The following is a 23921-nucleotide window of genomic DNA, read 5'->3' as shown; positions in this document are numbered from 1 at the left end:
CTGAGCGGATCACCGGGTTCCGACCAGTGAGAGCAGCTGCAGCTTTTCGTGGCTCTCGGTTCCGGGGACTGCCGTGTAGACCAATAGCGCATGCGACTGCACTGGATCGAGAAGTGTCTGGCAGGTCAACTCCAGCGCGCCGAGTTCGGGATGCATGAACTTCTTCACCTCGTGTGGTCTGATTCCGACCTCATGTGTGTCCCAGACCTGGCGGAACTCGTCGCTCTGGGCGAGTAACAAGTCGGCGAGGTGAGCGGCATACGAGTCGGGGCCGCGGAGGGTCACCACCCCACGGAGGCCGGACACCCACATACGGGTGAGGAACGGATGCTCTTCGGGCGCGTAGAGCGAACGACTCCCGGGATCGGTGAACCAGCGATACCCGATGCTGCGGGCCGGGCCGCTATAGGCCGTTTGGTCACCGGTGAGGGCAACGCCGAGCGCGGTCTGCCGCAATGTCTCGCCGAGTTCGGTGACTATCTCTGCGGGGGTGTCGTGCAGGCGGTCGAGGATGCGTTGCAGACCGGGGTTGATGTGCTCACTGGCGGGACCCCGAGTCGGTGGGTGATGTCCGGCGAGCCGGAACAGGTGGTCACGCTCGTCGACCGAGAGGTGAAGGCCCTGCGCGATGGCGGCGATCATCTGCTCGGACGGCTGCGGTCCGGTCTCACGCTCGATGCGCGCGTAGTAGTCGGTCGACATGTGGCAGAGCGACGCCACTTCTTCTCGCCGCAGTCCACTGGTCCTACGGCGTGAACCGCGCGGAAGGCCTACGTCCTCGGGCTGGAGCGCCTCCCTGCGGCGACGCAAGAAGTCCGCAAGTCCGGTCCGGTCGATGACCATGTCGCCTCCTGGGTTCGTCTCTTCCTATCGTGCCCGCCGCCGCTTATCCACGGCCTGCCGATCAGCGGATAAGCGAGCCCTGCCCACGTCGCCCGTGGTGGGCGAATGTGAAGGCACCACCAGACGTCCAGGAGAGACACATGCCACGCACACCCATCGAGATCACCATCCCCGACCTGTCCGGCCAACGCGCCGTCGTCACCGGAGCCAGCGACGGTATCGGGCTCGGCATCGCCTCCAGACTCGCCGCGGCCGGTGCCGAAGTGCTTCTGCCCGTGCGTGATCAACGCAAGGGCGAGGCGGCGATCGCCACGATTCTTCAGAAGCACCCCACTGCGCACGTTTCGCTGCGTGAGCTCGACCTGTCATCGCTCGCATCCGTCGCAGCTCTCGGCAAGACCTTGCGGGCGGAGGATCGGCCGATCCATATCCTCGTGAACAATGCAGGCGTCATGACCCCACCCGACCGCCAGACCACCGCTGACGGGTTCGAGCTCCAGTTCGGAACCAACCATCTCGGCCACTTTGCACTCGCCGCCCACCTGCTGCCGCTCCTGATCGACGGCCAGGCGCGGGTGACGTCGCAGATCAGCATCGCGGCGAACAGCGGGTCCATCAACTGGGACGACCTGCAGTGGGAACACTCGTACGACGGCATGAAGGCCTACAGCCAATCGAAGATCGCGTTCGGGCTGTTCGGCCTGGAACTCGACCGGCGGAGTCAAGCGAACGGCTGGAACATCACCAGCAACCTCGCACATCCGGGAATCGCTCCCACAAATCTCCTCGCCGCGCGCGCAGAACTCGGCCGCGACAAGGAAACAGTCGGCCGGAGGGTCATCCGGGTCCTCTCCGATCGGCGCATTCTGGTCGGCACGGTCGACACAGCCCAGCTGCCGGCGCTGTTCGCCGCGACCTCTCCCGATGCCGAGCGGGGAAAGTTCTACGGACCACGCGGGATCGGGCATGTCGGAGGCGGCCCCGGAGAGCAAAAGCTCTACTCGCGGCTTCGCGACACCGAGGCGGCGCGGATCTGGCGGGTCTCTGAAGGGCTCACGACACCATTCACCTGGTAGATCTCCGACTACATGTTCGCCCTCGATGAACAGGGCTACCGAGCGGAACAAAGCTTCTATTCCAGAAGTTGAGCCAAACGTACTTAACTTTGGAGGAAACATGACCGAACTCAAACGGTTGCCGGTGTTGTTCCTGACCGATCCCGTCCTGCTTCCCGGCATGGTGGTCCCGGTCGAGCTGGATGACGCCGCACGCGCTGCCGTCGACGCTGCGAAAGCATCCGATGCCGGCAAACTACTGGTCGCTCCACGCCTGGACGACCGTTACCCCGCCTACGGCGTCGTCGCCTCGATCGTGCAGCTGGGCCGCATGGCCGGTGGCCAGTCGGGCGCTGTGCTCAAGGGCGAATCTCGCGCGCACATCGGCTCCGGAACCACCGGCCCCGGCGCTGCGCTGTGGGTCGAGGTCGAGCCCGTCGAAGAGCCCGATGTCACCAACGACGTCCGTGAACTAGCCGCCGAATACAAGCAACTGGTGCTCGCCATGTTGCAGCGCCGCGAGGCCTGGCAGGTCATCGATTCGGTGAACAAACTGAGCGACCCCTCGGCCCTGGCCGACACCGCCGGCTACGCCTCGTACCTCACGGACGTACAGAAGCGCGAAATGCTCGAAACCCCCGATGTGGGTGAGCGTCTGCGCACCCTGATCACCTGGACCCGTGACCATCTCGCCGAGGTCGAGGTCAACGACAAGATCGCCGGAGACGTCCGCGACGGCATGGAGAAGACGCAGAAGGAATTCCTGCTGCGTCAGCAACTCGCTGCCATCCGCAAGGAACTCGGCGAGGACGAGCCCGACGGGAGCGACGATTATCGAGCCCGGGTCGAATCGGCGGAACTTCCCGACAACGTCCGCGAAGCCGCGATGCGTGAGGTCGGCAAGCTGGAGCGGGCCAGCGACCAGAGCCCCGAAAGCGGCTGGATCCGAACGTGGTTGGACACTGTCCTCGATCTGCCGTGGAACGTCACCACCACCGACTCCACCGACATCAAGGGTGCCCGCGCGATCCTCGATGCCGATCACCACGGTCTGGATGACGTGAAAGATCGCATCGTCGAGTACCTCGCCGTCCGAGCCCGTCGGGCCGAGCGAGGCCTGCAAGTCGTCGGCGGACGTGGCTCGGGTGCCGTCATGGTGCTGGCCGGTCCTCCGGGCGTCGGCAAAACCTCTTTGGGCGAGAGCGTCGCTCGGGCCCTGGGCCGCAAGTTCGTCCGCGTCGCACTCGGCGGCGTGCGCGACGAGGCCGAGATCCGCGGTCACCGGCGTACCTACGTCGGCGCGCTGCCGGGCCGTATCGTCCGGGCGATCGGCGAGGCGGGCTCGATGAATCCCGTTGTGCTGCTGGATGAGATCGACAAGGTCGGCGCCGACTATCGGGGCGACCCCAGCGCGGCACTGCTCGAGGTCCTGGATCCGGCGCAGAACCACACGTTCCGCGATCACTACCTCGATCTGGATCTCGACCTGTCCGACGTGGTCTTCCTCGCGACAGCCAACGTGATCGAACAGATCCCGTCGGCCTTGCTCGACCGCATGGAGCTCGTCACCATCGACGGCTACACCGAAGACGACAAGGTGGTCATCGCCCGCGACTACCTGCTGCCCCGTCAGCAGGAGCGCGCAGCGATCACCGACGACGAGGTCGATGTCACCGACGAGGCCCTCCGCAAGATCGCCGCGGACTACACCCGGGAACCCGGCGTTCGTCAGTTCGAGCGATTCCTCGCGAAACTGATGCGCAAAGTGACCACTGCCCTGAGTGATTCGTCTGACGGAACCAAGATCACCGTCGACGAGCCCGATCTGGTCGGCTACCTCGGCAAGCCCCGGTTCACCCCGGATTCGGAGGAGCGGACGGCAGTGCCGGGCGTGGCCACCGGACTCGCGGTCACCGGACTCGGCGGCGATGTGCTCTACATCGAAGCCGGATCCACCGACGGAGAGGGCCTGGTCCTCACAGGACAGCTCGGCGACGTGATGAAGGAGTCGGCGCAGATCGCACTGAGCTATGTGCGCTCGCACGCAGCCGATTTCGGCATCGACCCGAAGAGTCTCGACCGGAGCATCCATGTCCACGTGCCGGCGGGTGCCACTCCCAAGGACGGACCGTCCGCGGGTGTCACCATGGTTACCGCGCTGGTCTCGATGGCGACCGGACGTAAGGTTCGCGCAGACGTCGCGATGACCGGCGAGGTCACCCTGAACGGCCGCGTGCTGCCGATCGGTGGCGTGAAGCAGAAGTTGCTCGCCGCGGCGCGGTCCGGAATGACGACCGTGTTCATCCCGGCACGCAACGAGCCCGATCTTGACGACGTACCGGCCGAGGTCCTCGAAGCACTGACCGTGCATCCGATGACCGACGTCGCCGACATCATCGCCCAGGCGCTGGAGCCGATCGAACAGAACGCCACTGCTGCGGCCTGACACCACGACGATCTGGACAAGCCCACTCGCTGCCGGCGAGTGGGCTTGTCGCTGATCACCGCCCGAAGGCCGGTCTGGTTAGGATCACCCGATGACCAGCGAGGATCGTCCTTTCAACTCCAAGCAACTGGCCTTCAAAGAGCTGTTCGTCGGCGCGCTCATTTATGCGGTGGTCCTTGGTTTCTTCAACGACTACACATCGCTCGTCTACGCGACCAGCTTCTCCACGATCTTCTTTGCAGCCATAGTTCTGGAGATACTGACGTTGGAGCGTTCTTCGTCAAAGGCCGGATTGTCGACCATCTCAGACGGCGCTCGGGATTGGCCAATCAACTTCTGATGTTCTTCTGCGTGTGGCTCGTCATGTTCTTGTCGAAGTTTGTGTTCATCTGGGCGATCGACCTCATGTTCGGCGATGAGATCACTATCAACGGGTTCTTCGGTATCCTGCTCGTGGCATTGACAGTCACGGTCGTGCACAGGCTCGCCGACTACGCGTTCGTGATTCTCGGACAGAAATCGAGTACAACCCCGACCACGGAGTCCTGCTGATGACGCACGATCGTCGAGACCGTCTCACCGTCTTCTTCCAGAAGCGGGTGGCCAACCCGGTCACCAAACTGTTCCCCTTCCAGACGCTTCTGGAGACCACCGGCCGGAAGTCTGGAGAACCGCGCCGCACGGCGCTCGGAGGGCGCCGGGTCGGCAACCAATTCTGGCTGGTTTCCGAGTTCGGTGAGCACTCGCAGTACATCAAGAACATCAAGTCGGACCCGCGCGTTCGAGTCCGTCTGCGGGGCAAGTGGCACAACGGAACCGCTCATCTGCTTCCCGACGACGACGCCGCCGCTCGCCTCAAGAGCCTTCCCGCCCTCAACAGTTTCGGCGTCCGGACGTTTGGTACGAACCTGCTGACCGTCCGCGTCGATCTGGACTGACATGGCCTACGATGACGATCTCGCCCACCGGATCCGCGAACTGATCGGCCCCGAGCCCGGGGTGTCCGAGAAGCGGATGTTCGGCGGGCTGGCGTTCCTGATCAATGGGCACATGGCCGTCGCCGCCAGCGGTCAAGGCGGACTCATGGTCCGGGTGGACCGCGATGAGCGCGACGCACTGCTCAAGGGCAAGTTCGTGTCACCGATGATCATGCGCAACAAAGAGACCCACGGATGGCTTCGGGTCGACGCCGGCGGTCTCAAGACCAAACGACAGCTGCAGACGTGGGTCGCGCGCGGAGTAGAACAGGCCCGCTCGGCTCGGTGAGATCGGAGGTCAGGGAGCCTGTTTCCACCAGGCAATCACGTACAGCGTCAGCGACGCGACCAGACCGGCGAGGACCCAGAGCACCACGGAGTAGTCGACCCACGATCCGAACGGCGGTGTGCCGGGGAAGATGTTCCGCAGGGGCAGCACAGCGAACAGCATCACCGCGAACCATGTGACCATCGGAGGCTGAAATGCCTTGCGGCGACGTACGGTCTGGATCGACACGAAGAGGGTGCAGATCGGCAGGATGACGAGCATCACGCACAACGCGAGGTCGAACGTCAGAGAACCGGCAGTCCTCGCCGAGGTGATCGTGAACGCCTGCCCCTCGGTCGGGTCGGTGTCGCCGGCTTCGACGTCCCAGCCGATGAGCGAATCGGTGATCGCGACCTCGGTGGGCAGCGCCGCGTCATTCGGGCCGTAGGCCTGGACGGCAACCGACTCCGATGTGTAGCTGTCGAAGGGCCAGTGCCGGATGTCACCGTCGCTGTACAACGTCACCGGCAGTGTGCCCGGCCGCGACCCGCGCGAGAACTCGATGTTCGCGGCGGAGACCATCGGCGAGACATCAATCATCAGGTCCTCTTTGAGGTCGCCCCTCGCATCGAGCAGATCGGGACCTGGATAGACGGAAACATGACCGCCCAGCGAGAAGTCGGCACCGTTCACGGCATCGATGTCCAGGTAGATCAGCACCCCGTTCGCTGCCGGTTCACGCGAATCCGAATCGTCATCGGTGTTGCCCGCGGCGTAGGCCACCAGCACAGCGATGTACACGATCACGAGACCGACGACAATCGCCAGACCCTTTATCCACGTTGGTCGTTTACCGGTCTCCACCATCCGGCGAGTGTATCGGGCTAGAGCTCGAAATAGAGGACGTTGTCTGTCCAGTTCCCATCACCGTTCGATGTGGTGACCACATGCAGGAGGATCGGAGAGAAGCCGCAGGCGAAGGCAGTGGCGACGGACGACTCCCCTGGCTCGAGAGTGCCGAAGGTGTACGGCCACAGTCCGGGCTGGACGTGCACCGTGACATCTCTGGCGACGTGATCGCCGTGGTTGGTCACCCGCACAGCGCAGGCGTCCATTCCCACGCCCGACGCACGTTCGATCCCTACATCGGGCACCCCCGCGCTCCCCCATGGCGCCGCGCCCGCAGTCCCAGCTGCCGTCAGTGCAAGGACTGTGGCCGCAACGAGTCCTACCCCGCCACCGAGCCGCTGCCGAGATGTCATCAGATTCCTCCCCGCGCTGCCCTCATGCCTGGGTAGGTTACTCGCCAGGTACTACATACAAGGGGAAGATCGAGCATGGGAACAGTTCGACACAGTTCGCAGGTCAGCGCGCCGCGAGAACGCGCGTTCGCCTACGTCAACGACCACGAGCACGTCCCGGACTGGATGTTCGGGGTGAAGAAGTTCGACCCGGTCTCCGAGGTCACCTATGGACTCGGCTCATCCTTCGACGTCGTCATGAACGTGGGTCCGAAGGCGTTGTCCGCCACGGTCGAGGTCACCGAGTTCATCGAGAACGAGTTGATCCGTCTCGAATCGATCAAGGGATTCACCGCGGCAACCGTCTGGCGATTCGCCGATACCGACAGCGGGACGAACGTGTCCGTGGAATTCTCTTACGAGCTTCCCGGCGGCATCGCCGGGCGCGCTTTGGGTGCGATGATCGAACCTTTTGCAGGACAGGTCATCAAGCACACCGATTCTTCGCTCAAAGCCAAACTGGACGCGCCCGCCTGACCGGAGATGGTGGTCAGGGGACGATGTTCACCATTCGTCCGAGTACGACGATGACCTTGCGGGGTTCGCCGTCGAGGAGCTCGACGATCTTTGGGTCGGCGAGCGCAGCGGCGCGAACCGTTGCCTCATCGGCATCGGCGGCAACCGTGATCCGGCTCTTGACCTTTCCCTTCACCTGAATCGCATACTCGACGGTGTCGTCGACGAGCCAGACCGGGTCCGGGGTCGGGAACGGTCCATGCGCCAGAGACTCCGTGCCGCCCAACCGCTCCCACAGTTCCTCCGCCGCGTGCGGAGCGACCGGCGCCAGCATCAACACCAACGGCTGCACCGCATCTCGCGGTGCACCTGCAGGATACTGCTTGGTCAGGTGATTGGTCAGCTCGATCAACTTGGCGACGGCGGTGTTGTCGCGAAGATTGCTGTAGTCCTCACGCACTCCGGCGATCGTCTTGTGCAGCAATCGGTTCGTGTCATCGGTCAGCGCATCCTCGGTGACCCGGGTCGCGCCGGTCTCCTCGTCGACCACCAGCCGCCACGCTCGCTGCAGGAACCGCTGGGCTCCGACGACATCCTTGGTCGCCCAGGCCCGTGAGGTGTCCAGCGGGCCCATCGACATCTCGTACACCCGCAGGGTGTCGGCGCCGTAATCGCGGCAGATGTCGTCGGGCGCAACGGAGTTCTTGAGCGACTTGCCCATCTTCCCGTATTCGCGATTGACTTCTTTGCCCTCGTAGAAGAACTTTCCATCTTCTTCGACGACCTCTTCGGCGGGAACGTAGATGCCTCGCGAATCGGTGAACGCGTACGCCTGGATCATGCCCTGGTTGTAGAGCCGGCGGTATGGCTCCGCCGAGGACACGTGACCGAGATCGAAGAGCACCTTGTGCCAGAACCGTGAATAGAGCAGATGCAGCACCGCGTGCTCGACACCACCGACATAGAGATCGAGACCACCGGGATCGGTCGGGCCGTGCAACTCCGGACGCGGACCCATCCAGTACGCCTCGTTCTCCTTGGCGCACAACTCCTTCGAGTTCTCAGGGTCGATGTACCGCAGCTGGTACCAGGAGCTGCCTGCCCACTGAGGCATCACGTTGGTGTCGCGGGTGTAGTCCTTGAGCCCGTCGCCCAGGTCGAGTTCGACGTTGACCCAGTCGGTCGCCTTCGCCAGCGGCGGTGAGGGCTCACTGTCTGCATCGTCGGGGTCGAACGAGATCGGTGCGTAGTCGACGACGTCCGGCAGCTCCACCGGCAGCATCGAGTCCGGGATCGAATGTGGCGCTCCCGCAGCGTCATAGACGATGGGGAACGGCTCGCCCCAGTACCGTTGCCGCGCGAACAACCAATCGCGCAGTTTGTACTGGATCGTGCCGCGGCCGGAGCCGTCTGCTTCCAGCTTCTCGATGATCGCGACCTTGGCGTCGTCGACGGACTTGCCGGTCAAGAATCCGGAGTTCACCAAGGGCCCGTCACCCGCGTACGCCTGCTCGGCGACGCCCTGCTCGGATCCGATCACCTCGATGATCGGAAGCCTGAAGGCGGTGGCGAACTCGTAGTCGCGGCCGTCATGAGCGGGCACGGCCATGATCGCGCCCGTGCCGTAGCCGATGAGCACGTAGTCGGCAATGAACACGGGAACCTGCTCGCCGTTCACAGGGTTCGTCGCGTAGCTCCCGGTGAAGACGCCGGTCTTCTCTTTGTTCTCTTGGCGCTCGAGGTCCGACTTGGCGGCGATGGTCTCGCGGTACTTTGCCACTGCGGCAGCGGGTGTCGCGGCGCCATAGGTCCACAGTGAGTCGACGTCGTCGGGCCACGCCGCAGTCGTGAGCTTGTCGACCAACTCGTGTTCGGGAGCCAGCACCATGTACGTCGCACCGAACAAAGTGTCGGGACGGGTGGTGAAGACCTCGATGGGTCCAGCCGGGGAATCGAACGCGACCTGTGCGCCCCGAGATCGGCCGATCCAGTTGCGCTGCATGGTCTTGACCTTCTCGGGCCAGTCCAGCAGATCCAGGTCGTCGAGGAGCCGATCGCTGTAGGCGGTGATCCGCATCATCCACTGCCGCAGGTGCTTGCGGAACACCGGGAAGTTGCCGCGGTCGCTGCGACCATCGGCGGTGACCTCTTCATTGGCCAGCACGGTACCCAGCCCCGGGCACCAGTTGACCAGGGAATCGCTCTGGTAGACGAGCCGGTACTCGTCGATGACGTCATTGCGTGCAGCCTGGTCGAGATCTGCCCAGACCCTGCCGTCGGCCAGAGTCCTTGTTCCCGAATCGAGTTCGGTGATCAGCTCGGGGATGCGGCGGGCCTTGCCCTGCTCGGCGTCGTACCAGGCGTCGTAGATCTGCAGGAAGATCCACTGAGTCCAGTGATAGAACTCGACGTCGGTGGTGGCCACCCGCCGGCGCTCGTCGTGTCCGAGGCCGAGGCGGCGGATCTGCTCCAAGTACCGCTCGATGTTGGCCTCGGTGGTTGTGCGCGGATGGGTACCCGTCTGTACCGCGTACTGCTCGGCGGGCAGCCCGAACGAGTCGAAACCCATCGTGTGCAGAACGTTGTGGCCGTTCATCCGGTGAAAGCGCGCATAAACGTCCGTGGCGATGAAGCCCAGCGGGTGGCCGACGTGCAGGCCCGAGCCCGACGGGTACGGGAACATGTCTTGGACGAACAGCTTGGCGTCGGGTCCGGCGAACTCCGAGAGATCGCCGGCCAGCTCACCGACGGGGTTGGGTGCTTCGAAGGTGCGCCGCTCGGTCCAGTTCCGCTGCCAGCGCTCCTCGATCTGCCCCGCGAGCTGCGCCGTATAACGGTGCTGCGGGGAATCGTCAGGGCCAGGAGTCGTCGAACCAGTCACTTGACCAGCGTAAAGCGTTGCTCGCGAGCCCCACACCGCGGCCTGCACAGTGCTGATTTGCACCGGGCTCGTATCCTGTTCTGGTGACCGTTGCTGCCCTGATATTCGCCGCTCTCGCGCTGGTGCTGGCGCTGGTCTGCCTGACCGCAGGCGTCCTCGGAACCCTGTCCCGGCTGCCGCGAAATCGCTGGCTCGGCGTCCGGTCGGCCGAAACACTGCAGAGCGATGAGGCCTTCGCCCTTGCCAACCGTGTGGCGGGACCCGGCGTCATCTGCGCCGGTGTGGTGCTGGCCATGGGCGCGGCCCTGGCGGCAGCGCTCGGCGGCGGCGGCGGTCTGATCGTCGCCCTTGCCGCCATCACCGTCGGCATCGGCATCGCCGGCGTGGTGGGATCCCTTGCCATCCGTGCCGCAGTGGCCGCCGCACCCGACCCGGCGTCCGACTGCGGCGTCTCCGGAGGATGCACCAGTTGCTCTCTGCAGAGCATGTGCGTGACCGAGGACAGCGCCGCGGGCCCGAAGGCCTGAGGCGTCACTCTTTGTTGGTGGCCTTTCGCAGTCGCTCGATGTGTTCGGACGCCTCGGCTTTCGTGAGGTCGGCCGTGATCGTCTCGCCGGCGTCGCGAGCCAAGGTATCCAGGTAACTACGCTGCGCCCCGGTCATCGGCTCATCCCCGGTCACCCAGTCGTCAGGATCCTTTTCGGTCGTGTTGCCCGCGCCTGCGCCTAAGACCTCACCCGTATCGGCGTCCGCTGAGCTGCTGTTCTCCGAATCTTTGTTCGATGTCATGTCCTTCGGCTACCCAGAACTTCAGGGAACCAATCGCGACACGGGCAGATTGATGAAACTCGGCGCGTTCGGGTCGAGTTGGATGTGTTCGGGCTTGAGTTCCGACTCGTTCAGGAGCGGCCGCAGTGGCAGCCCCTTCGGGAAGTTCATCGCGAACACGTCGACGCGCAGCCGATGCCCGGGTTTGATCAGCGCATCCGTGGCCAGCAGACCGACGTCCAGTTGCACCGGCTGACCGGGGACCACCGGCTGACGGGTCTCCAGGGTCAGCGAGTTCACCGGGTCGATCACATCACCGTTCGGCGCGTAGCCGGTCTTCTCCTCATCGAGCGCGCGCAGTGACGCCATCACCTGACCCGAGGTCAGCACCGTCGAGGTGCCGTCGGGTGCCACGTCGTTGAGCGTCGCCGTCCAGTAGCCGTCGGTGGCGTCCATGACCGTGTTCAGGTGCAGGTTGACCGGACCGCTGACCGTCGTCGCCGTCGTCACCGGCGCCGTGGTGAAGGTCAGCGCGTTGGACTCGGCGATCCGGGCATCATCGGCGCAGAAAGAGAACACCCCGACGATTCCCGCGGTCTGCTGTGCGGCGTCCCGAGAGCAGAGCGTCGTCAGGCCAGGTGCGATCGTCAACCGGCCGCGGCTGACGGGCGGCGCCGTGGACAGAGAACCGTCGCGCACGGCGTGCGGCGCGGTGCCACTGCGCCGGTCGGAGAGGTACAACCGCTGGTTCTCCATCCCCGGCTGCGGGAAGTCCGGGGCCGTGATCCACCCGTTGCCCTGCTGGTACAGCGTGGCAGGGCCGTAGTTCTCGATCCCGTTGTCGATGCCTTTGAGCCACTTGTCGAACCAGGCCTGCTGCAGCACATCCAGCCGAGGCGGATAGCCCGGCTCACCGAACCTCGTCCCCGGATTGATGTGGTACGTCGGGCCCATGATCAGTTGCTTCTTGCCGCCGGAGAGCGGGATGTTGTCGAACATCCGCCACTCACTGTTGGTGAACAGGTCGTGCCAGCCGCCGTAGATCATCGTCGGCACCTTGATGTTCTGGGCGTAGTCCTGCCACCCCGTGCGTTCTGCCGAACTCTCGTCGAGCAGATTCATCGTGCGCGGGGGCAGATCCTCGATGCTCGGTGCGAGCAGTGCGTCGAGTAGCTGCGGAGCGAAGACCGCGGGATCGGACAGACGCGACGACAGCCACTTCCAGTCGAAGGTGCCGTCGAGCATCGAACCCACGTCCGGCACGAACTTGAGCCCGTTGACCAGGGTCAGCCACAACGGCAGGAATCCGAAACCGAGTGCGCCACCGGGAGCGACGATGTCGCGGATCAGGTCACCACCCGGCTCCACCGGGAAGATCGCCTTGAGCGCTTCGGGGTTCTTGTTGGCCGCGTGGATCTGGTTGATCGCCGAGTAGGAGATACCGCTCATACCCAGCTTGCCGTCGGACCATTTCTGTTTCGCGGCCCAGTCGATGACCTCGAGGGTGTCCTGCTGTTCCCGCGCCCGGAAGACATCCCAGACACCTTGGGAGAAGCCGGTGCCGCGAACGTCCACGACCACCTGGGTATAACCGGAGCGGACAAGCTTCGAGTCCACCGAGAAGGCCTGCACACCGCCGCCTTTGAGGGCCTGGATGAGATCGGCGAGACCGTCGATCGGGGTGCCCGAGAAGTTCAGCAGATCAGCGAGTTGGATGGCCAGCGGTCCGAGCACCGGGTTGGACAGCGCTGCCTCGGCGACCGCGGAGACCAACTTGGTGTACGGCGTCATATTGAGGATCACCGGCGTCTTGGTGTCGACGGGGCGCCCGGCCGCATCAGCGGGCCGGTAGATGTTCGCCTTGAGCACTGTGCCGTCGCTCATCGTGATCGGGACGTCCCACTGGACGTGGGTTCCCGGGTACTGCAGATTGGTGTCATGCTCTGCGATCCAGCGCTGACCGTCCGCGCCGCCGCTCGGATCCGCCACCGCGGCAACAGGATTGATCAATCCCGCTGTCAACGCCAGTGACATTGCCCCTGCGACAATCCCCACGAACCGAACCGAAAGCCTCATCGGCTCCCCCTCTGATGCACCCCGACCCCAGCATCGCCGATGAGACGACGCTCACAACTGCTGAGGAAGAGTAACAGGCGCACAACAAGGTGTGAACGGGACGTCAGTTTCTCTCGAGTTCTATCGGGTGGGTCGAGAGAAGCGGCAGTGGCCACGGCTGGCGGCGCAACACCTGCGACCACAGGTCCATCTCCGCCGGGGCAAGGACGTCGTCGGGTAGCGAGGGCGCCACGATCCAGCTACCGGTCCTCAATTCGTCGCCCAGTTGCCCGATCCCCCAGCCCGCGTACCCCGCGAAGATCCGCACGCCCGACAGTGCCTCCGCCAGATCTTCGGCGTCGGCGTCCAGGTCGACGAGTACAACCCGGCCCTCGACGTGGCGGAGGGCCGGCAGATGACCGATGCTCACCCCGGGCCGGACCACTCCCAGACACAGGGCCGAGTCCTGCTTCACCGGACCACCCACGAAGATCGCCTTCGGCCGAGCGGCTGTGTCGGTCCACGCCGGCAAGAGGTTGTGGACGGCCGTCTGACTCATCCGGTTGAGGACGACGCCGAGACTGCCCGCGTCGTTGTGCTCGATGATGTAGATCACCGTGCGCCGAAAGGTCGGCTCGGCCAGATCCGTCGAGGCCATGAGCAGGCTGCCTGCAGACACCTCGATTGAACTGGGTGACATCGCTTCATCATGTCACGGTGAGAGGCGAATTTCGCGTGCGCACTTCGCCCGCGGCGGCGCACCGAGGCCGCAAGGTTTGTACGCTGGTGATGGTGAACATAGAACCGACCGCGGCGGCCTCTGGGCTGCCCTCCTGCTCCGGTAGCCATCGCCTGCCGCTGCGGCAGTTCGTGCGGTCGTTTCGCCACTCACCTGGACTTTTCCGGTTGCTCTCGGTGCGTCTCGGCAGTCAGTTCACCGATGGCCTCTTCCAGGCCGCGCTCGGTGGTGCGATTCTGTTCAACCCCGAGCGGCATGCCGATCCCATGGCCGTGGCCGGAGGGATGGCGGTACTGCTGCTTCCCTACTCGGTGATCGGTCCGTTCGCCGGCGCCCTGCTCGACCATTGGGATCGCCGTACGGTCCTCGTCTGGGCCAACGTGTTGCGTGCGGTGTTGGTCTCCTTGGTCGCCCTCGTGATCGCGACCGGCGCCGATGACACCGGCGTCCTGATCGCGGCATTGGCCGTCACCGGCGCGAGCCGGTTCGTGGCCTCGGGTCTGTCCGCGGGCCTGCCGCATGTCATCGAACGCGATCTGCTCGTCGGGATGAACTCCTTTTTCACCACCATCGGGGCCGGCGCGCTGGCTCTCGGTGCAGGCGGCGCCCTGACGTTGCGCGAGATCTTCGGGTCGAACAATTCCGGCAGCGCGGCGACGGTCATGGGCGCAGTGGTCGTCGCGTTGGCCGCCGCCGCGATCGCCCACCGGTTCGAACCTCTGCAACTCGGTCCGGACCATCCGGATGTCGTCGGTAAGGTCACCCCGCAGCATCCGAGCGGATCCGCTTTGCGCGCGGTCGCAGTGGGCCTCGGACACGGAGCCCGTGCCGTATGGCAGGCGCCGCCCGTCGCAGCCGCGCTCGCCGGGGTCGGGGCGCACCGACTGGTGTTCGGCTTCAACACCCTGATGCTGCTGGTCCTCACCAAGAATTCGACGCTCGGCGGAGGTCTGTCAGGATTCGGTCTGGTCGCAGCCATGACCGCCGTGGGGATGCTGTTCGCGGCCCTGCTGACCCCGTTCCTCGTCGCCCGGTTCGGACGTAGACGAGCGGTTGTCTCCGCATTGGCGGTCGGAGTCGTCGCGCAGCTGACCCTGTGGAGCTTCAACGGCATCGTGATCTGTGTGGCCGCTGCAGTGCTGGGATTGATCGGCCAGGTGTGCAAGCTCTGCGGCGACGCCGCTATGCAGATGGACGTCGCGGATGCCCGGCGCGGCCAGGCGTTCTCCTTCCAGGACGCGCTGTTCAACTTTGCGTTCGTCGGGGCGATCACCGTGGGCGCGTTGACCATCGCCGACGACGGACGCTCACCGGGCCTCGTCGTCGCAGGTGCAGCCATCTACGCGATTGCCATCGTTGTCGTAGGGCTGATCCATAATCGCGAGGAAGCGACCGTCCCCGAGGCCCCGGCGGCTCCGATCCGCACCTGACGGGCCCCAACCCCCACCACTCAGGAGACGCCATGAAGTACGGAATCGTCTTTCCCAAGGGTGATGCCGCCGACTTCGCGACGATGGCGGTTGCGGCCGAAGACGCGGGCTGGGATGCGGTGTTCGGTTGGGAGGCCCTCTGGGGCAACGACCCCTGGATATCACTGACCGCGGCAGCGATGCGCACCGAACGCATCGGGCTCGGCACGATGTTGACCCCTGTGCCGCGGCGCAAACCGTGGGATCTGGCGTCCACCACTGCAACTCTCGATCGGCTCAGCGGCGGGCGGGTGATCCTCGGCGTCGGGATGGGCGCTCTGCACCCCGGCTGGCTGGCGTTCGAACGCGACCAGGGCCGCAAGACCCGTGCAGAATTGTTCGACGAGGGTCTCGACGTACTGTTCGGGCTCTGGGCCGGACAGCCATTTGAGTACTCGGGCAAGCACTACCAGGTGCAACCCACCGATTTCGAACTCCCCGACCCCATCGTCTCCACGCCCCGGATCACCACCTGGTGCGTAGGGCTGCAGGGTGCGCGCAAGTCCATGGCGAGGGCGGCCCGCTGCGACGGACTGCTGCCGAACTTCCGGAACACGGACGGCTCGATGCCGGACGGCCCGGTCACGGTCGGTGTGGAGCAGTGGGCGCGCGTTGCGGCCGGGATCCGTGGGCTGCGCGAGGAGCTCGGTTTCACGGGAAACTACGACATTGTCTTCGAGGGCACGTCCGATCTCTCCGATCGCGACGGCGAACGTCGCAAGGCTGCGCAGCTCGCGGATGCCGGCATCACCTGGTGGCTCGATTCTGACTGGGAGGCCCGGCCGGCCGATCCCATCGCGTACCAACTCGAGCGCATCAAGGCCGGCCCACCCACCTTCTGACCACCCGCCTTCTGACCACCGCCGTCCCTTCGGCGAGGGGCCGGTCAACGAGCACACGGATCCCGGTAGAGGTAGTGACTCGTCGGCACCGTGTCGATGTTCTGATCCGCCCCGAAAGCGCCGGTGCTCGCCAGCATCCGGGTCATCCGGTCGGTCAGTTCATCGTCGTCCGCGGCGCCGAAGAAGGCGTGCACATCGTGCACTGCCTCGATGGGGAAGAACTCCTCGACGATCGCGTCCACCGACGGCGCATCCGGTGTCAGCGACCGGACGACCGCGTTCTGGACGTAGCCGAACGTCGCCTGGGTCTCGATCGCGATCGGCGTGTGGTCGAGGTGCCAGCGCCTGCGCCATGTCGCCTCGTCGAGGTCGACGGGGCGGCGGATGAAGGCCAGGTTCGACAACCCCGGGGTGCGCTCCCCCGGGTCGACACGGGGCACGGGCAGCGGTACTGATTCCGTCACCAGATACGCCGAAACATGACCAAATGAACTGCCTATAAGGTCGATGAGTTCCGCGATCGGCTGCCCGTAGTGTTGCTCCGTCCAGACGCTGACCACGGCGACAATCGGTGGATCCAGGGTTGTCAGCGTCATTTTAGAACCGGATACCAGATTGTCTCGAACGTTGATCGCGACGCCACCGAAACCCATCTGGGAGCCTTGTTTACGCAGGTCAGAGCACCATTTCTCAGTCGGCACCGGACCTCTTACAGCGAGCATGACCTTCTCCACGTGAGTGACCTTAGCCTCCGACATAGCGACAAAACGGCTATTCACCTGGCACTATGGTGCCCATGCGCAATCGTGATGAGGTGTCTGAGTTCGCAATCGAGCTCAATAGGCTCTGTGCGTCCCGCTGGCCCGGTGGCTCTCGGACGGCAAACGCAGAGATCGCCGACTGGGTCACGGCCGAAACCGGCCGCACCATCGATCGGCAATTCGTGTGGCGGATCCGCAAGGGTCGTGTGATGAAGGTGGACGGCGCCGTGCGTGACGCCATCTGCTCGTTCTTCGGTGTCTCCAAAGACCACTTCTCGTCGAGTCCTCGGACCCTTGGTGAAGAGGTCCAGGCGGCGATCGAGGAAACCGGGTTGCAGGTTGCGGGTCTGCGTGCCGATCAATTGTCCTCGACCGGACGGGCCGAACTGGTCACCCTGCTCCGCGAGGTGAGCCGGGTACTCGAGGCCGAGAAGAGCGTCGGACAATGATGACCCGCCAGAAGATGTTTCGGCTCGCCGCTGCCATCTCACCCGAGGGCGACTGGTCGTGGGAGGCGTTCGAGATCCGGCTGGCCAAAGAACTCGGCTGCCCGGTCCGTTGCATCACTTCTGACAGTCTCAATTCGGGTGAGGTGACCGGCGCCGCACTGCGGACCAGCCGCGGTACCGCCATCATCGTCATCCCGGCGAACGTCTCCAAGGCCCACAGCATCCACATCGCGGCGCACGAGGCCTGGCATCTGCTCGCCGGTCATGAGGGTTGCGATCAGAACTCCCGGCGAGAGGCCCAGTCCGAGGCGTTCGCGACGACGGTCGGCACACTCGCCGAAGGCCGTGGTAGCCAGCCTCGTAACAACCGTGCCTTGACTGCTGCGTTCGGAGCTGTTGGCATCGTGGCATGAGAGATGCGCTCGGCGCGCTTGCCTGGACCGGAGTGGTCCTGGCGGCGCTGGTGGCGCTGCGCGGCGGGTGGTACCGCCACGCGACCACCATCTCATTCGGCGTGTGCATGGCGTTCTACTCCCTTACCGGCGAGAACTACATCAGCCTGATCCCCATCGGCGGTGTGCGCGACCCTCTCAACACCTCTGAGCGCATCTGGGGCGCCACGTCGGCCGTCATCGCCGGCTGCGCTCTGATGGGTGCGCTGATGGCCATCCGTCGTAAGAGCCGCGATCCGGGCAGCGACGAGTGGACCGACCCCGATCTGCACCAGCGTCTGATGATGCTGGTCCTCGGAGCTGCAGGCTCGGTGGCGATCATCAATCTCACGTTGGTGCACTCGAGTTTCCCTCCGAGCGCCGACTTCCTCGCCGACTACGGGCACGTCTTCAACGTGGTCCTCTACGAGGCCGTCTTCTCGATCTGGATCGGGTTACCGGCAGGCTTCCTCGCCTGGACCGTCGTGCGGTCCGAACTGGGCAAACTGCGGTTCGTCGTCGGCGTTGGCGGCATCTTCGCCGTCGCCTGGTCCGCGTGGAAGATCATCGGGACCGGCCTCGTCTGGGCCGCAGACATCCATGTCGCCGAGAACAGTCCGATCAGTGTGACCCTGGGGCTGCTTGCCCTCAGCTTCTGCATGGTCGGGACGTTGCTGCTGGGACTCGAGGCGGCATTCCGGGTATGGCGAGCCGGCCGCACCTATCGCACCGCACGCGCGCTGGAGGATCGGCGGCTGCGACACCGCAGCACCGGCGAAGAAGCCGCCTGACGCTCTCGAGCCGGCGTCATCGCCGCAGGTCGCACGTGTTGCGCTGACCAGGGCCTCGTGGTTGACTGGGCCCTACCTCGCTTCGTGATCTTCACGATCACGATGGAGGTGCGAGGGGTGGTTCCCAGGGTGGCTGCCGACAGGGGCGGCAACCGCCCTGAGAATCCTCCGCGCTGAGAATCTTCCGCGCTGAGAATCCTCACAGTGCAAACCCCGGCTGCCCCACCGAGTAGACAACGTCGGCAGTCCCATCGAGATCGGTGTCGACGAGGACCTGATCGAGCCGCGAGTCCATGTCGGTGTCGAGGTACAACCGCCCACCGGATCGCATCAACACGATCTCGGCGAGACCATCGGAATCCCGATCGCACACCCTGTCGTCGGTACCGCTGTCACCCGCGACGTCCACACTCGCGCAGGATCCGTGGAGATCCGTCGTGGCCGGACTCGTGTGCTGCTCACCCGTCGGATCGCTCCAACCGAGATCGCCGTCGCGCTGCTCCTGTTCTCCCTGCTCGATCTCCTGCCCCCACACCCCCGAACCATCGTCGGTGAACCAGGCGTCGAGCCGACCATCGTCGTCGAGATCCAGGACGCTGCAGTCGGCGCGCCCGTCTGCGTCGCGGTCCCACATCGCATCGTCGAGTCGTCCGTCGCCGTCGAAGTCGATCCGGACCGCGTCGAGACCACCCGGCCCGAGGGTCAGATCCGGCGGCGAGATCCACGATTGGGTCGTACCGTTCCCCGATCCGAAGACGTACTCGATGGTGGGCTCCATGACGGATATGACGGCGCCATCGGGTGTCTCGGTTCCATCGGGTGTCTTAGCGGTAGCGTGAGAGCCGACAAGCACTTAGGCGGAGTCCCCCAGCCCAGGAGGTTCTACGGATGTACGTGAGCGAGCTCGGTGACCTCTGGCATCGCGCCCGTACCGAACCGGTGAGCATCCACCTGGACTCGGCGTCGGCATCACGTTCGTCGAAGCGGGTGATCGAGACCATCACGTCGCACCTGTGGCGCGAGGCCGAGCGCGGTGCGTATGTCGCCGAGGAACAGATCGCCGAATCGCTCGACAGGTGCCGTCGCGACATCGCCGAGCTGGTCGGGCATCAGGCGAGCGAGCTCGCCTTTCGAGAGTCCGCCAAGGCGGCGCTGCGAGCCCTGCTCACCCACTGGAACCTCCCCATCTCCGCGTCGGTCTGGGTCGCCAAGAACGAGTTCGGGCCCAACCTCGACGAGTTCGAGCGTCGCGGTTACGCGGTGCACACGATCCCGTCGGCGGACGTTTACGGGCACGTCGACACCGACGCGCTCGAGAACATGCTGCAGTTCGAGCAGCCCGACTTCATCCACATCTGCCACATCGGGTCGCACAGCGGTGTGGTGCAACCGGTCTCGAAGATCGTCGACCTCGCCCGCGCTGCGGGTGTTCCTGTGGTCGTCGACGTCGCGCAGGCACTGGGCCAGCGGGACTGCGCATCAGGAGCCGACGTGGTCTACGGGACCAGCCGTAAATGGCTGGCCGGACCCCGCGGCGTCGGCTTCCTCGCTGTGCGGGCCGATTCGGTCCGCCCGGTCGAGGTCGAGAGCTCCGAGGCCTTCATCGCCGGTCGGCTCGGGCTCGGCGTCGCGATCCAGGAACTGCAGAGTTTCGGGCCCGCACGGGTCAACCGCGAGCTCGCCACGATCGGACAGTTCACCAGGGAACGGCTGACCGGAATCGGCAGCTGGGAGGTGCTCGAGCCCATCGACGAGCCGTCCGCGATCGTCACGCTGGCACCGCCGCCTGGCTGGGAGGCCGGTGACGTGTTGGCGGCGCGCAACAAGCTGCGCTCGATCGGCATCCTGGTCACCAGCGCCGATCCCTGGCGAGCGCCCCTGAGTTCGGAACAGACGGTGCTCAGGATCAGTCCACACCTCGATGTACAGCGGTCGCACCTCGATCAGCTGGCCAACGAATTGCGCGGGATGGGTTACTGATTGCGTTTCTTCTCGGCCCGCACCAGTCCCCCACCGATGATCAACCGCTGGATCTCGCTGGTGCCCTCGTAGAGCCGCAGTAGCCGCGCGTCACGGTAGATCCTCTCCACCACAACACCGTTCATGTATCCCGCGCCGCCGTGGATCTGCACGGCCAGGTCGGCGACGTTGCCGAGCATCTCGGTACAGAAGACCTTCGCCACTGACGGAGCGATTCTCCTGTCTTCGTCGGCGACCCACTTCCGGGCGGCCTCGGCCACCAGCGCCCGGCCGGCCATCACCCCCGTCTGCTGGTCGGCGAGCATGGCCTGCACGAGCTGGAAGTCGCCGATTGCCTTGCCGCCCTGTGTCGTCAGCGCCGCATGGCGGACAGATTCGTCCAGCGCACGCTGTGCCTGACCGACCGCGACCGCGGCGATGTGGATCCGGCCGCGGGCCAAGATGGTCATCGCGGCCCGGTAACCCACGTCGGGGTCGCCCCCCACCAATGCGGACCCGTCCACCCGCACCTCGTCGAAGTACACCTCTGCCGTCTGTGATCCGGACTGGCCCATCTTCTTGTCCCTGGGGCCGACCTCGACCCCCTCCGCGTCGGCGGGGACGAGGAAGACCGCGATGCCCGGCCCGCCGGAGTCGGCGTCGCGGTAGCGGGCGAAGACCACGAACAAGTCCGCGGACGGCGCGTTCGTGATGTAGCGCTTGGACCCGCTGATGATCCAGTCATCCTTGTCGGCAACGGCTTTCGTCCGCAGGCCCGCGGGGTTGGACCCCGCGCCGTCCTCGGTGAGCGCGAACGACGCGACCACCTCCCCCGAGGCTATCCGGGCCAACCACAGCTGCTTCTGCTCGTCTGTCCCGAACTCGACCAGGACCTGGCCTGCGATGCCGTTGTTGGTTCCGAACATCGACCGCACGGCGAGTGAGGTGTATCCGAGCTCCTGGGCCAGCGCCACATCCTGCTCGAGGTCCAGTCCGAGACCGCCCCATTGCTGCGGGATCGCGAACCCGAACAGGCCCATGTCCTTGATCGCCTCGCGCAGATCGTCGGGAATGGCATCGGCGTCGGCGATCTCTTGTTCACGGGGGATCACCTGCTCGCGGACAAAGCTGCGTGTGGCGGCCACGATGTCGGCGAGATCGTCGGCACTGACTTCACTCATGAGAGCCCACACTAACCGCACGCGCGGCGGTTCGACCCGACGTTGCTCAGGCCGATGTCTCGGCGGCACCGTCGAGGATCTCCGCGACGGCTCCGGCCGCGTGGTCGGCGTCGCCCGGCACCAAGCCGATCCGCGTACGGCGGGCCAAGATGTCCGAGACCGTGCATGCACCCTCGTGGGTGATCGCGAACTCGATCTCCGCACGTGTGACGTCGATCCCGGGGGCGATGGGTGCGGCCGGACGGTCGGTGGTGGCGACATCCAGGACGTGCTCCGATTCCCCACCGAAACGCTCGATCAACGACCGCGGCAGCGCCGAATCGGCTGCGGCACCGGAGGCACCGATCAGGGGAAGGGTCGCGGTGATACACGGTCCGGCAGGCACTCCCGACCGCGTGAGGGCCGCGTCCACGGCCTGCTCGGCCATCTGCCGGTATGTCGTGAGCTTGCCCCCGACCACGGTGATCATGCCGCCGGTGTACGAGACGAGGTGCTTGCGCGACAGGTCCGAGGTGCTCATCTCGACACCTTCGCCGACCTGGTCCACCAACGGACGCAGGCCTGAGAAGACGCCGAGGATGTCCGACCGGTCCAGTGGCCTGGCCAGTGCTTTGTTGATCGTCTCGAGGAGCATGTCGATCTCGGCCTCGGTGGGCCGTGGTTCATCGGGTATCGGTCCCGGCGCGTCCTCGTCGGTCAGTCCGATGAACACGCGGCCGAGTTGTTGTGGCAACGCGAAGACGAACCGGCTGATGCTGTCTGCCATCGGTACGGTCAACGCGCCGGTCGGATTCCCCAGCGCCTGAGCGGAGACCACGAGATGTGTTCCGCGACTGGGGCGCAGCGTGATCGACCGGTCGACTTCCCCGGCCCACACCCCGGTTGCGTTGATCACCGACCGGGCCGGGGCGGCGAAACGGCGTCCGGTCCTGACATCTGTCAGCATGGCGCCGTCACCGGTCACCTCGGTGGCGCGGGTGTACGTGAGAATGGTCGCCCCGTGTGCGGCAGCGGTGCGGGCCACCGCCACCACCAGCCGGGCGTCGTCGACGAGCTGGCCGTCGGCCGCCAGGACGGCCGAGCGCAGACCGCTGGTGCGGAGACCAGGAACGAGTTCGACCGCCTCCTCCCCCGAGACCTTCCGGGACCGAGGAAGCAGCTCGGCCGACGTCTTCGCATTGTGGCGCAACAGGTCTCCGGCGAACATGCCGGCGCGGGTCACGAGCCTGCCCAGAACCGGGCTGTCTGCGAAGACGGGCAGCACCTGTGTCATCGGGCGTACCAGATGGGGTGCGATGTCGGTCATGATCCGGTGCCGCTCGACCGCGGACTCGTGCGCGATCCCCACGTTGCCGCTGGCCAGGTAGCGCAGGCCTCCGTGCACCAGTTTGCTGCTCCACCGGCTGGTGCCGAATGCCAGATCCTGGGCCTCGACCAGTGCCACCGACAGTCCCCGGGAGGCGGCGTCGAGCGCGACACCGACACCGGTGATCCCGCCGCCGACCACAAGTACGTCCAACGGCTCTGTGCGAGAGGCCAACTCGACCATCTCCCGGCCGCGTCGCGACGCATTCAGCGCACCGGCCGCGTCATTCTCCGGTTCGGAGGTCACGACTGGATCCTGAGGTAGGACATGAGGGCGTACCGCAACTCGGTCGTCCATCGGTCACCGAGGATGGGAGCGACCAATGCATGCGATTGGATTGCCGACTGGCTGATCAGCAACACCATCGCAGCCAGTTGATCCGGCCTACCCGGGCGGATGTCGCCGCGCTCCTGGCCCTCGCCGATGGCCCATTCGATCATCGCCAGCAACATCTGCTGGCTCGTGCCCAGGCGCACCGACACGTATTGCGCCAGGGCCGTGGCGGGTTCGCGCCACAGCACGGCGAACAGCGCGTTCTCCTGCAGGCCCTGGGCGACGTCGACAAAGCGGTCGACCTGCTCCTCCAGTGTGCTGCCACGTTCTGGTACCGCGCCGAGCACCTCGGCCATCTCACGATTGAGGAGTTCGCCGGTCAATGACTGCACATCGGGCCAGCGGCGGTACACCGTCGGCCTGCTGACGCCGGCGACCCTGGCCACCTCCGCGAGGGCGATCTTGCCGCCCTCCGCGCGCAACATGCAGCTCCGGGCTGCGTCGAGCACGCGGTCGGTGATGTTCGTCGGGTCGGATTCTCGAGAACTGAGTTCGGGACTATCGTTACGGATTGACATGTTATGTAAAACTGTAACGCATGAGCGCCGAT

The 23921-nt window shown here is 65.3% G+C and carries 26 protein-coding genes; 14 read left to right on the top strand and 12 right to left on the bottom strand.

Features of this window, described 5'->3' with window-relative positions:
* Positions 1-9: 9 nt before the first annotated feature.
* Positions 10-843, bottom strand: coding sequence for a helix-turn-helix transcriptional regulator (locus J3S28_RS24170; RefSeq protein ID WP_207843502.1), 834 nt, complete (start codon positions 841-843; stop codon positions 10-12).
* 140 nt (positions 844-983) lie between these two features.
* On the opposite strand from J3S28_RS24170, the gene J3S28_RS24165 reads away from it, so the two are divergent.
* From J3S28_RS24165 to J3S28_RS24140, 6 genes are all read left to right on the top strand, one after another.
* Positions 984-1919, top strand: a complete 936-nt coding sequence (locus J3S28_RS24165; RefSeq protein ID WP_207843501.1) for an SDR family oxidoreductase — start codon at positions 984-986, stop codon at positions 1917-1919.
* Between the two features lie 100 nt (positions 1920-2019).
* Positions 2020-4344 (top strand): endopeptidase La, encoded by a 2325-nt coding sequence (gene lon, locus J3S28_RS24160; protein WP_207843500.1) that lies wholly within the window; start codon positions 2020-2022, stop codon positions 4342-4344.
* 91 nt (positions 4345-4435) lie between these two features.
* Complete coding sequence (locus J3S28_RS24155; RefSeq protein WP_207843499.1) at positions 4436-4684, top strand: hypothetical protein; 249 nt, start codon at positions 4436-4438, stop codon at positions 4682-4684.
* A complete protein-coding gene (locus J3S28_RS24150; RefSeq protein ID WP_207843498.1) occupies positions 4684-4896 on the top strand; it encodes a hypothetical protein in 213 nt (70 codons plus the stop codon). Before J3S28_RS24155 ends, J3S28_RS24150 begins: the two co-directional genes overlap by 1 nt.
* Entirely contained in the window at positions 4896-5282 is a 387-nt protein-coding gene (locus J3S28_RS24145) for a nitroreductase/quinone reductase family protein (protein ID WP_207843497.1), read from the top strand. The genes J3S28_RS24150 and J3S28_RS24145 overlap by 1 nt, the downstream gene beginning before the upstream one ends.
* A gap of 1 nt (position 5283) precedes the next feature.
* The gene (locus J3S28_RS24140) at positions 5284-5610 is read left to right on the top strand and encodes a TfoX/Sxy family protein (RefSeq protein ID WP_207843496.1); all 327 of its coding nucleotides are present in this window, start codon (positions 5284-5286) and stop codon (positions 5608-5610) included.
* A gap of 9 nt (positions 5611-5619) precedes the next feature.
* Here J3S28_RS24140 and J3S28_RS24135 read toward each other — a convergent pair whose 3' ends face one another.
* Both J3S28_RS24135 and J3S28_RS24130 read right to left on the bottom strand, forming a co-directional pair.
* A complete protein-coding gene (locus tag J3S28_RS24135; RefSeq protein WP_207843495.1) occupies positions 5620-6456 on the bottom strand; it encodes a DUF4436 family protein in 837 nt (278 codons plus the stop codon).
* A gap of 17 nt (positions 6457-6473) precedes the next feature.
* The gene (locus J3S28_RS24130) at positions 6474-6851 is read right to left on the bottom strand and encodes a hypothetical protein (protein WP_207843494.1); all 378 of its coding nucleotides are present in this window, start codon (positions 6849-6851) and stop codon (positions 6474-6476) included.
* Positions 6852-6926: 75 nt separating this feature from the next.
* On the opposite strand from J3S28_RS24130, the gene J3S28_RS24125 reads away from it, so the two are divergent.
* Entirely contained in the window at positions 6927-7367 is a 441-nt protein-coding gene (locus tag J3S28_RS24125; protein ID WP_207843493.1) for an SRPBCC family protein, read from the top strand.
* A 13-nt stretch (positions 7368-7380) separates the two neighbouring features.
* Here the strand turns inward: J3S28_RS24125 and leuS are convergent, their stop codons facing one another.
* Positions 7381-10227 (bottom strand): leucine--tRNA ligase, encoded by a 2847-nt coding sequence (leuS, locus tag J3S28_RS24120; protein WP_207843492.1) that lies wholly within the window; start codon positions 10225-10227, stop codon positions 7381-7383.
* Positions 10228-10310: 83 nt separating this feature from the next.
* Here leuS and J3S28_RS24115 point away from each other — a divergent pair, with 83 nt between their 5' ends.
* On the top strand, positions 10311-10754 hold the full coding sequence (locus tag J3S28_RS24115; RefSeq protein ID WP_207843491.1) for an SdpI family protein: 444 nt from the start codon (positions 10311-10313) through the stop codon (positions 10752-10754).
* A gap of 4 nt (positions 10755-10758) precedes the next feature.
* Here J3S28_RS24115 and J3S28_RS24110 read toward each other — a convergent pair whose 3' ends face one another.
* The 3 genes from J3S28_RS24110 to J3S28_RS24100 all read right to left on the bottom strand — a co-directional run bounded on the left by J3S28_RS24110 (position 10759) and on the right by J3S28_RS24100 (position 13750).
* Positions 10759-11016: a DUF3072 domain-containing protein gene (locus J3S28_RS24110; protein WP_207843490.1), complete on the bottom strand. Its 258-nt coding sequence runs from the start codon at positions 11014-11016 to the stop codon at positions 10759-10761.
* A gap of 21 nt (positions 11017-11037) precedes the next feature.
* On the bottom strand, positions 11038-13071 hold the full coding sequence (locus tag J3S28_RS24105) for a CocE/NonD family hydrolase (protein WP_207843489.1): 2034 nt from the start codon (positions 13069-13071) through the stop codon (positions 11038-11040).
* A gap of 103 nt (positions 13072-13174) precedes the next feature.
* Positions 13175-13750, bottom strand: coding sequence for a YqgE/AlgH family protein (locus tag J3S28_RS24100; RefSeq protein WP_207843488.1), 576 nt, complete (start codon positions 13748-13750; stop codon positions 13175-13177).
* Positions 13751-13839: 89 nt separating this feature from the next.
* Here J3S28_RS24100 and J3S28_RS24095 point away from each other — a divergent pair, with 89 nt between their 5' ends.
* Both J3S28_RS24095 and J3S28_RS24090 read left to right on the top strand, forming a co-directional pair.
* Positions 13840-15219, top strand: coding sequence for an MFS transporter (locus tag J3S28_RS24095; protein WP_237342036.1), 1380 nt, complete (start codon positions 13840-13842; stop codon positions 15217-15219).
* A gap of 32 nt (positions 15220-15251) precedes the next feature.
* Positions 15252-16100, top strand: coding sequence for an LLM class flavin-dependent oxidoreductase (locus J3S28_RS24090; RefSeq protein ID WP_207843487.1), 849 nt, complete (start codon positions 15252-15254; stop codon positions 16098-16100).
* A 44-nt stretch (positions 16101-16144) separates the two neighbouring features.
* Here J3S28_RS24090 and J3S28_RS24085 read toward each other — a convergent pair whose 3' ends face one another.
* The gene (locus J3S28_RS24085; RefSeq protein WP_207843486.1) at positions 16145-16834 is read right to left on the bottom strand and encodes an EthD domain-containing protein; all 690 of its coding nucleotides are present in this window, start codon (positions 16832-16834) and stop codon (positions 16145-16147) included.
* An 80-nt stretch (positions 16835-16914) separates the two neighbouring features.
* On the opposite strand from J3S28_RS24085, the gene J3S28_RS24080 reads away from it, so the two are divergent.
* The 3 genes from J3S28_RS24080 to J3S28_RS24070 are packed head-to-tail and all read left to right on the top strand — an operon-like array spanning position 16915 to position 18532.
* Complete coding sequence (locus tag J3S28_RS24080; RefSeq protein WP_168176612.1) at positions 16915-17310, top strand: hypothetical protein; 396 nt, start codon at positions 16915-16917, stop codon at positions 17308-17310.
* A complete protein-coding gene (locus J3S28_RS24075) occupies positions 17307-17723 on the top strand; it encodes a M78 family metallopeptidase domain-containing protein (RefSeq protein WP_084892657.1) in 417 nt (138 codons plus the stop codon). The genes J3S28_RS24080 and J3S28_RS24075 overlap by 4 nt, the downstream gene beginning before the upstream one ends.
* A complete protein-coding gene (locus J3S28_RS24070) occupies positions 17720-18532 on the top strand; it encodes a hypothetical protein (protein ID WP_207843485.1) in 813 nt (270 codons plus the stop codon). The genes J3S28_RS24075 and J3S28_RS24070 overlap by 4 nt, the downstream gene beginning before the upstream one ends.
* Positions 18533-18731: 199 nt before the next feature.
* On the opposite strand, the gene J3S28_RS24065 is transcribed toward J3S28_RS24070, so the two are convergent.
* Positions 18732-19310, bottom strand: a complete 579-nt coding sequence (locus J3S28_RS24065) for a hypothetical protein (RefSeq protein WP_207843484.1) — start codon at positions 19308-19310, stop codon at positions 18732-18734.
* Positions 19311-19420: 110 nt separating this feature from the next.
* On the opposite strand from J3S28_RS24065, the gene J3S28_RS24060 reads away from it, so the two are divergent.
* Complete coding sequence (locus J3S28_RS24060; RefSeq protein WP_207843483.1) at positions 19421-20512, top strand: aminotransferase class V-fold PLP-dependent enzyme; 1092 nt, start codon at positions 19421-19423, stop codon at positions 20510-20512.
* On the opposite strand, the gene J3S28_RS24055 is transcribed toward J3S28_RS24060, so the two are convergent.
* The 3 genes from J3S28_RS24055 to J3S28_RS24045 are packed head-to-tail and all read right to left on the bottom strand — an operon-like array spanning position 20506 to position 23889.
* Complete coding sequence (locus tag J3S28_RS24055; protein ID WP_207843482.1) at positions 20506-21672, bottom strand: acyl-CoA dehydrogenase family protein; 1167 nt, start codon at positions 21670-21672, stop codon at positions 20506-20508. The genes J3S28_RS24060 and J3S28_RS24055 overlap by 7 nt on opposite strands.
* Before the next feature lie 46 nt (positions 21673-21718).
* Positions 21719-23221: a glycerol-3-phosphate dehydrogenase/oxidase gene (locus tag J3S28_RS24050; RefSeq protein WP_237342060.1), complete on the bottom strand. Its 1503-nt coding sequence runs from the start codon at positions 23219-23221 to the stop codon at positions 21719-21721.
* A 59-nt stretch (positions 23222-23280) separates the two neighbouring features.
* Entirely contained in the window at positions 23281-23889 is a 609-nt protein-coding gene (locus J3S28_RS24045) for a TetR/AcrR family transcriptional regulator (protein ID WP_207843480.1), read from the bottom strand.
* Positions 23890-23921: the final 32 nt, after the last annotated feature.

The sequence above is a fragment of the Williamsia soli genome, assembly GCF_017377795.1.
Classification (GTDB): domain Bacteria; phylum Actinomycetota; class Actinomycetes; order Mycobacteriales; family Mycobacteriaceae; genus Williamsia; species Williamsia soli.
Note: the sequence above shows the minus strand (reverse complement) of the source record. Positions and strands in the feature narration are given on the sequence as shown.

Excerpts from the sequence above, each read along its gene's own strand:
- J3S28_RS24170 (WP_207843502.1), bottom strand. The coding sequence starts at position 843 with ATGGTCATCGACCGGACCGGACTTGCGGACTTCTTGCGTCGCCGCAGG.
- J3S28_RS24165 (WP_207843501.1), top strand. The coding sequence starts at position 984 with ATGCCACGCACACCCATCGAGATCACCATCCCCGACCTGTCCGGCCAA.
- lon (WP_207843500.1), top strand. The coding sequence starts at position 2,020 with ATGACCGAACTCAAACGGTTGCCGGTGTTGTTCCTGACCGATCCCGTC.
- J3S28_RS24155 (WP_207843499.1), top strand. The coding sequence starts at position 4,436 with ATGACCAGCGAGGATCGTCCTTTCAACTCCAAGCAACTGGCCTTCAAA.
- J3S28_RS24150 (WP_207843498.1), top strand. The coding sequence starts at position 4,684 with ATGTTCTTCTGCGTGTGGCTCGTCATGTTCTTGTCGAAGTTTGTGTTC.
- J3S28_RS24145 (WP_207843497.1), top strand. The coding sequence starts at position 4,896 with ATGACGCACGATCGTCGAGACCGTCTCACCGTCTTCTTCCAGAAGCGG.
- J3S28_RS24140 (WP_207843496.1), top strand. The coding sequence starts at position 5,284 with ATGGCCTACGATGACGATCTCGCCCACCGGATCCGCGAACTGATCGGC.
- J3S28_RS24135 (WP_207843495.1), bottom strand. The coding sequence starts at position 6,456 with ATGGTGGAGACCGGTAAACGACCAACGTGGATAAAGGGTCTGGCGATT.
- J3S28_RS24130 (WP_207843494.1), bottom strand. The coding sequence starts at position 6,851 with ATGACATCTCGGCAGCGGCTCGGTGGCGGGGTAGGACTCGTTGCGGCC.
- J3S28_RS24125 (WP_207843493.1), top strand. The coding sequence starts at position 6,927 with ATGGGAACAGTTCGACACAGTTCGCAGGTCAGCGCGCCGCGAGAACGC.
- J3S28_RS24110 (WP_207843490.1), bottom strand. The coding sequence starts at position 11,016 with ATGACATCGAACAAAGATTCGGAGAACAGCAGCTCAGCGGACGCCGAT.
- J3S28_RS24105 (WP_207843489.1), bottom strand. The coding sequence starts at position 13,071 with ATGAGGCTTTCGGTTCGGTTCGTGGGGATTGTCGCAGGGGCAATGTCA.
- J3S28_RS24100 (WP_207843488.1), bottom strand. The coding sequence starts at position 13,750 with ATGTCACCCAGTTCAATCGAGGTGTCTGCAGGCAGCCTGCTCATGGCC.
- J3S28_RS24095 (WP_237342036.1), top strand. The coding sequence starts at position 13,840 with ATGGTGAACATAGAACCGACCGCGGCGGCCTCTGGGCTGCCCTCCTGC.
- J3S28_RS24090 (WP_207843487.1), top strand. The coding sequence starts at position 15,252 with ATGAAGTACGGAATCGTCTTTCCCAAGGGTGATGCCGCCGACTTCGCG.
- J3S28_RS24075 (WP_084892657.1), top strand. The coding sequence starts at position 17,307 with ATGATGACCCGCCAGAAGATGTTTCGGCTCGCCGCTGCCATCTCACCC.
- J3S28_RS24070 (WP_207843485.1), top strand. The coding sequence starts at position 17,720 with ATGAGAGATGCGCTCGGCGCGCTTGCCTGGACCGGAGTGGTCCTGGCG.
- J3S28_RS24065 (WP_207843484.1), bottom strand. The coding sequence starts at position 19,310 with ATGGAGCCCACCATCGAGTACGTCTTCGGATCGGGGAACGGTACGACC.
- J3S28_RS24060 (WP_207843483.1), top strand. The coding sequence starts at position 19,421 with ATGTACGTGAGCGAGCTCGGTGACCTCTGGCATCGCGCCCGTACCGAA.
- J3S28_RS24055 (WP_207843482.1), bottom strand. The coding sequence starts at position 21,672 with ATGAGTGAAGTCAGTGCCGACGATCTCGCCGACATCGTGGCCGCCACA.
- J3S28_RS24050 (WP_237342060.1), bottom strand. The coding sequence starts at position 23,221 with ATGGTCGAGTTGGCCTCTCGCACAGAGCCGTTGGACGTACTTGTGGTC.
- J3S28_RS24045 (WP_207843480.1), bottom strand. The coding sequence starts at position 23,889 with ATGTCAATCCGTAACGATAGTCCCGAACTCAGTTCTCGAGAATCCGAC.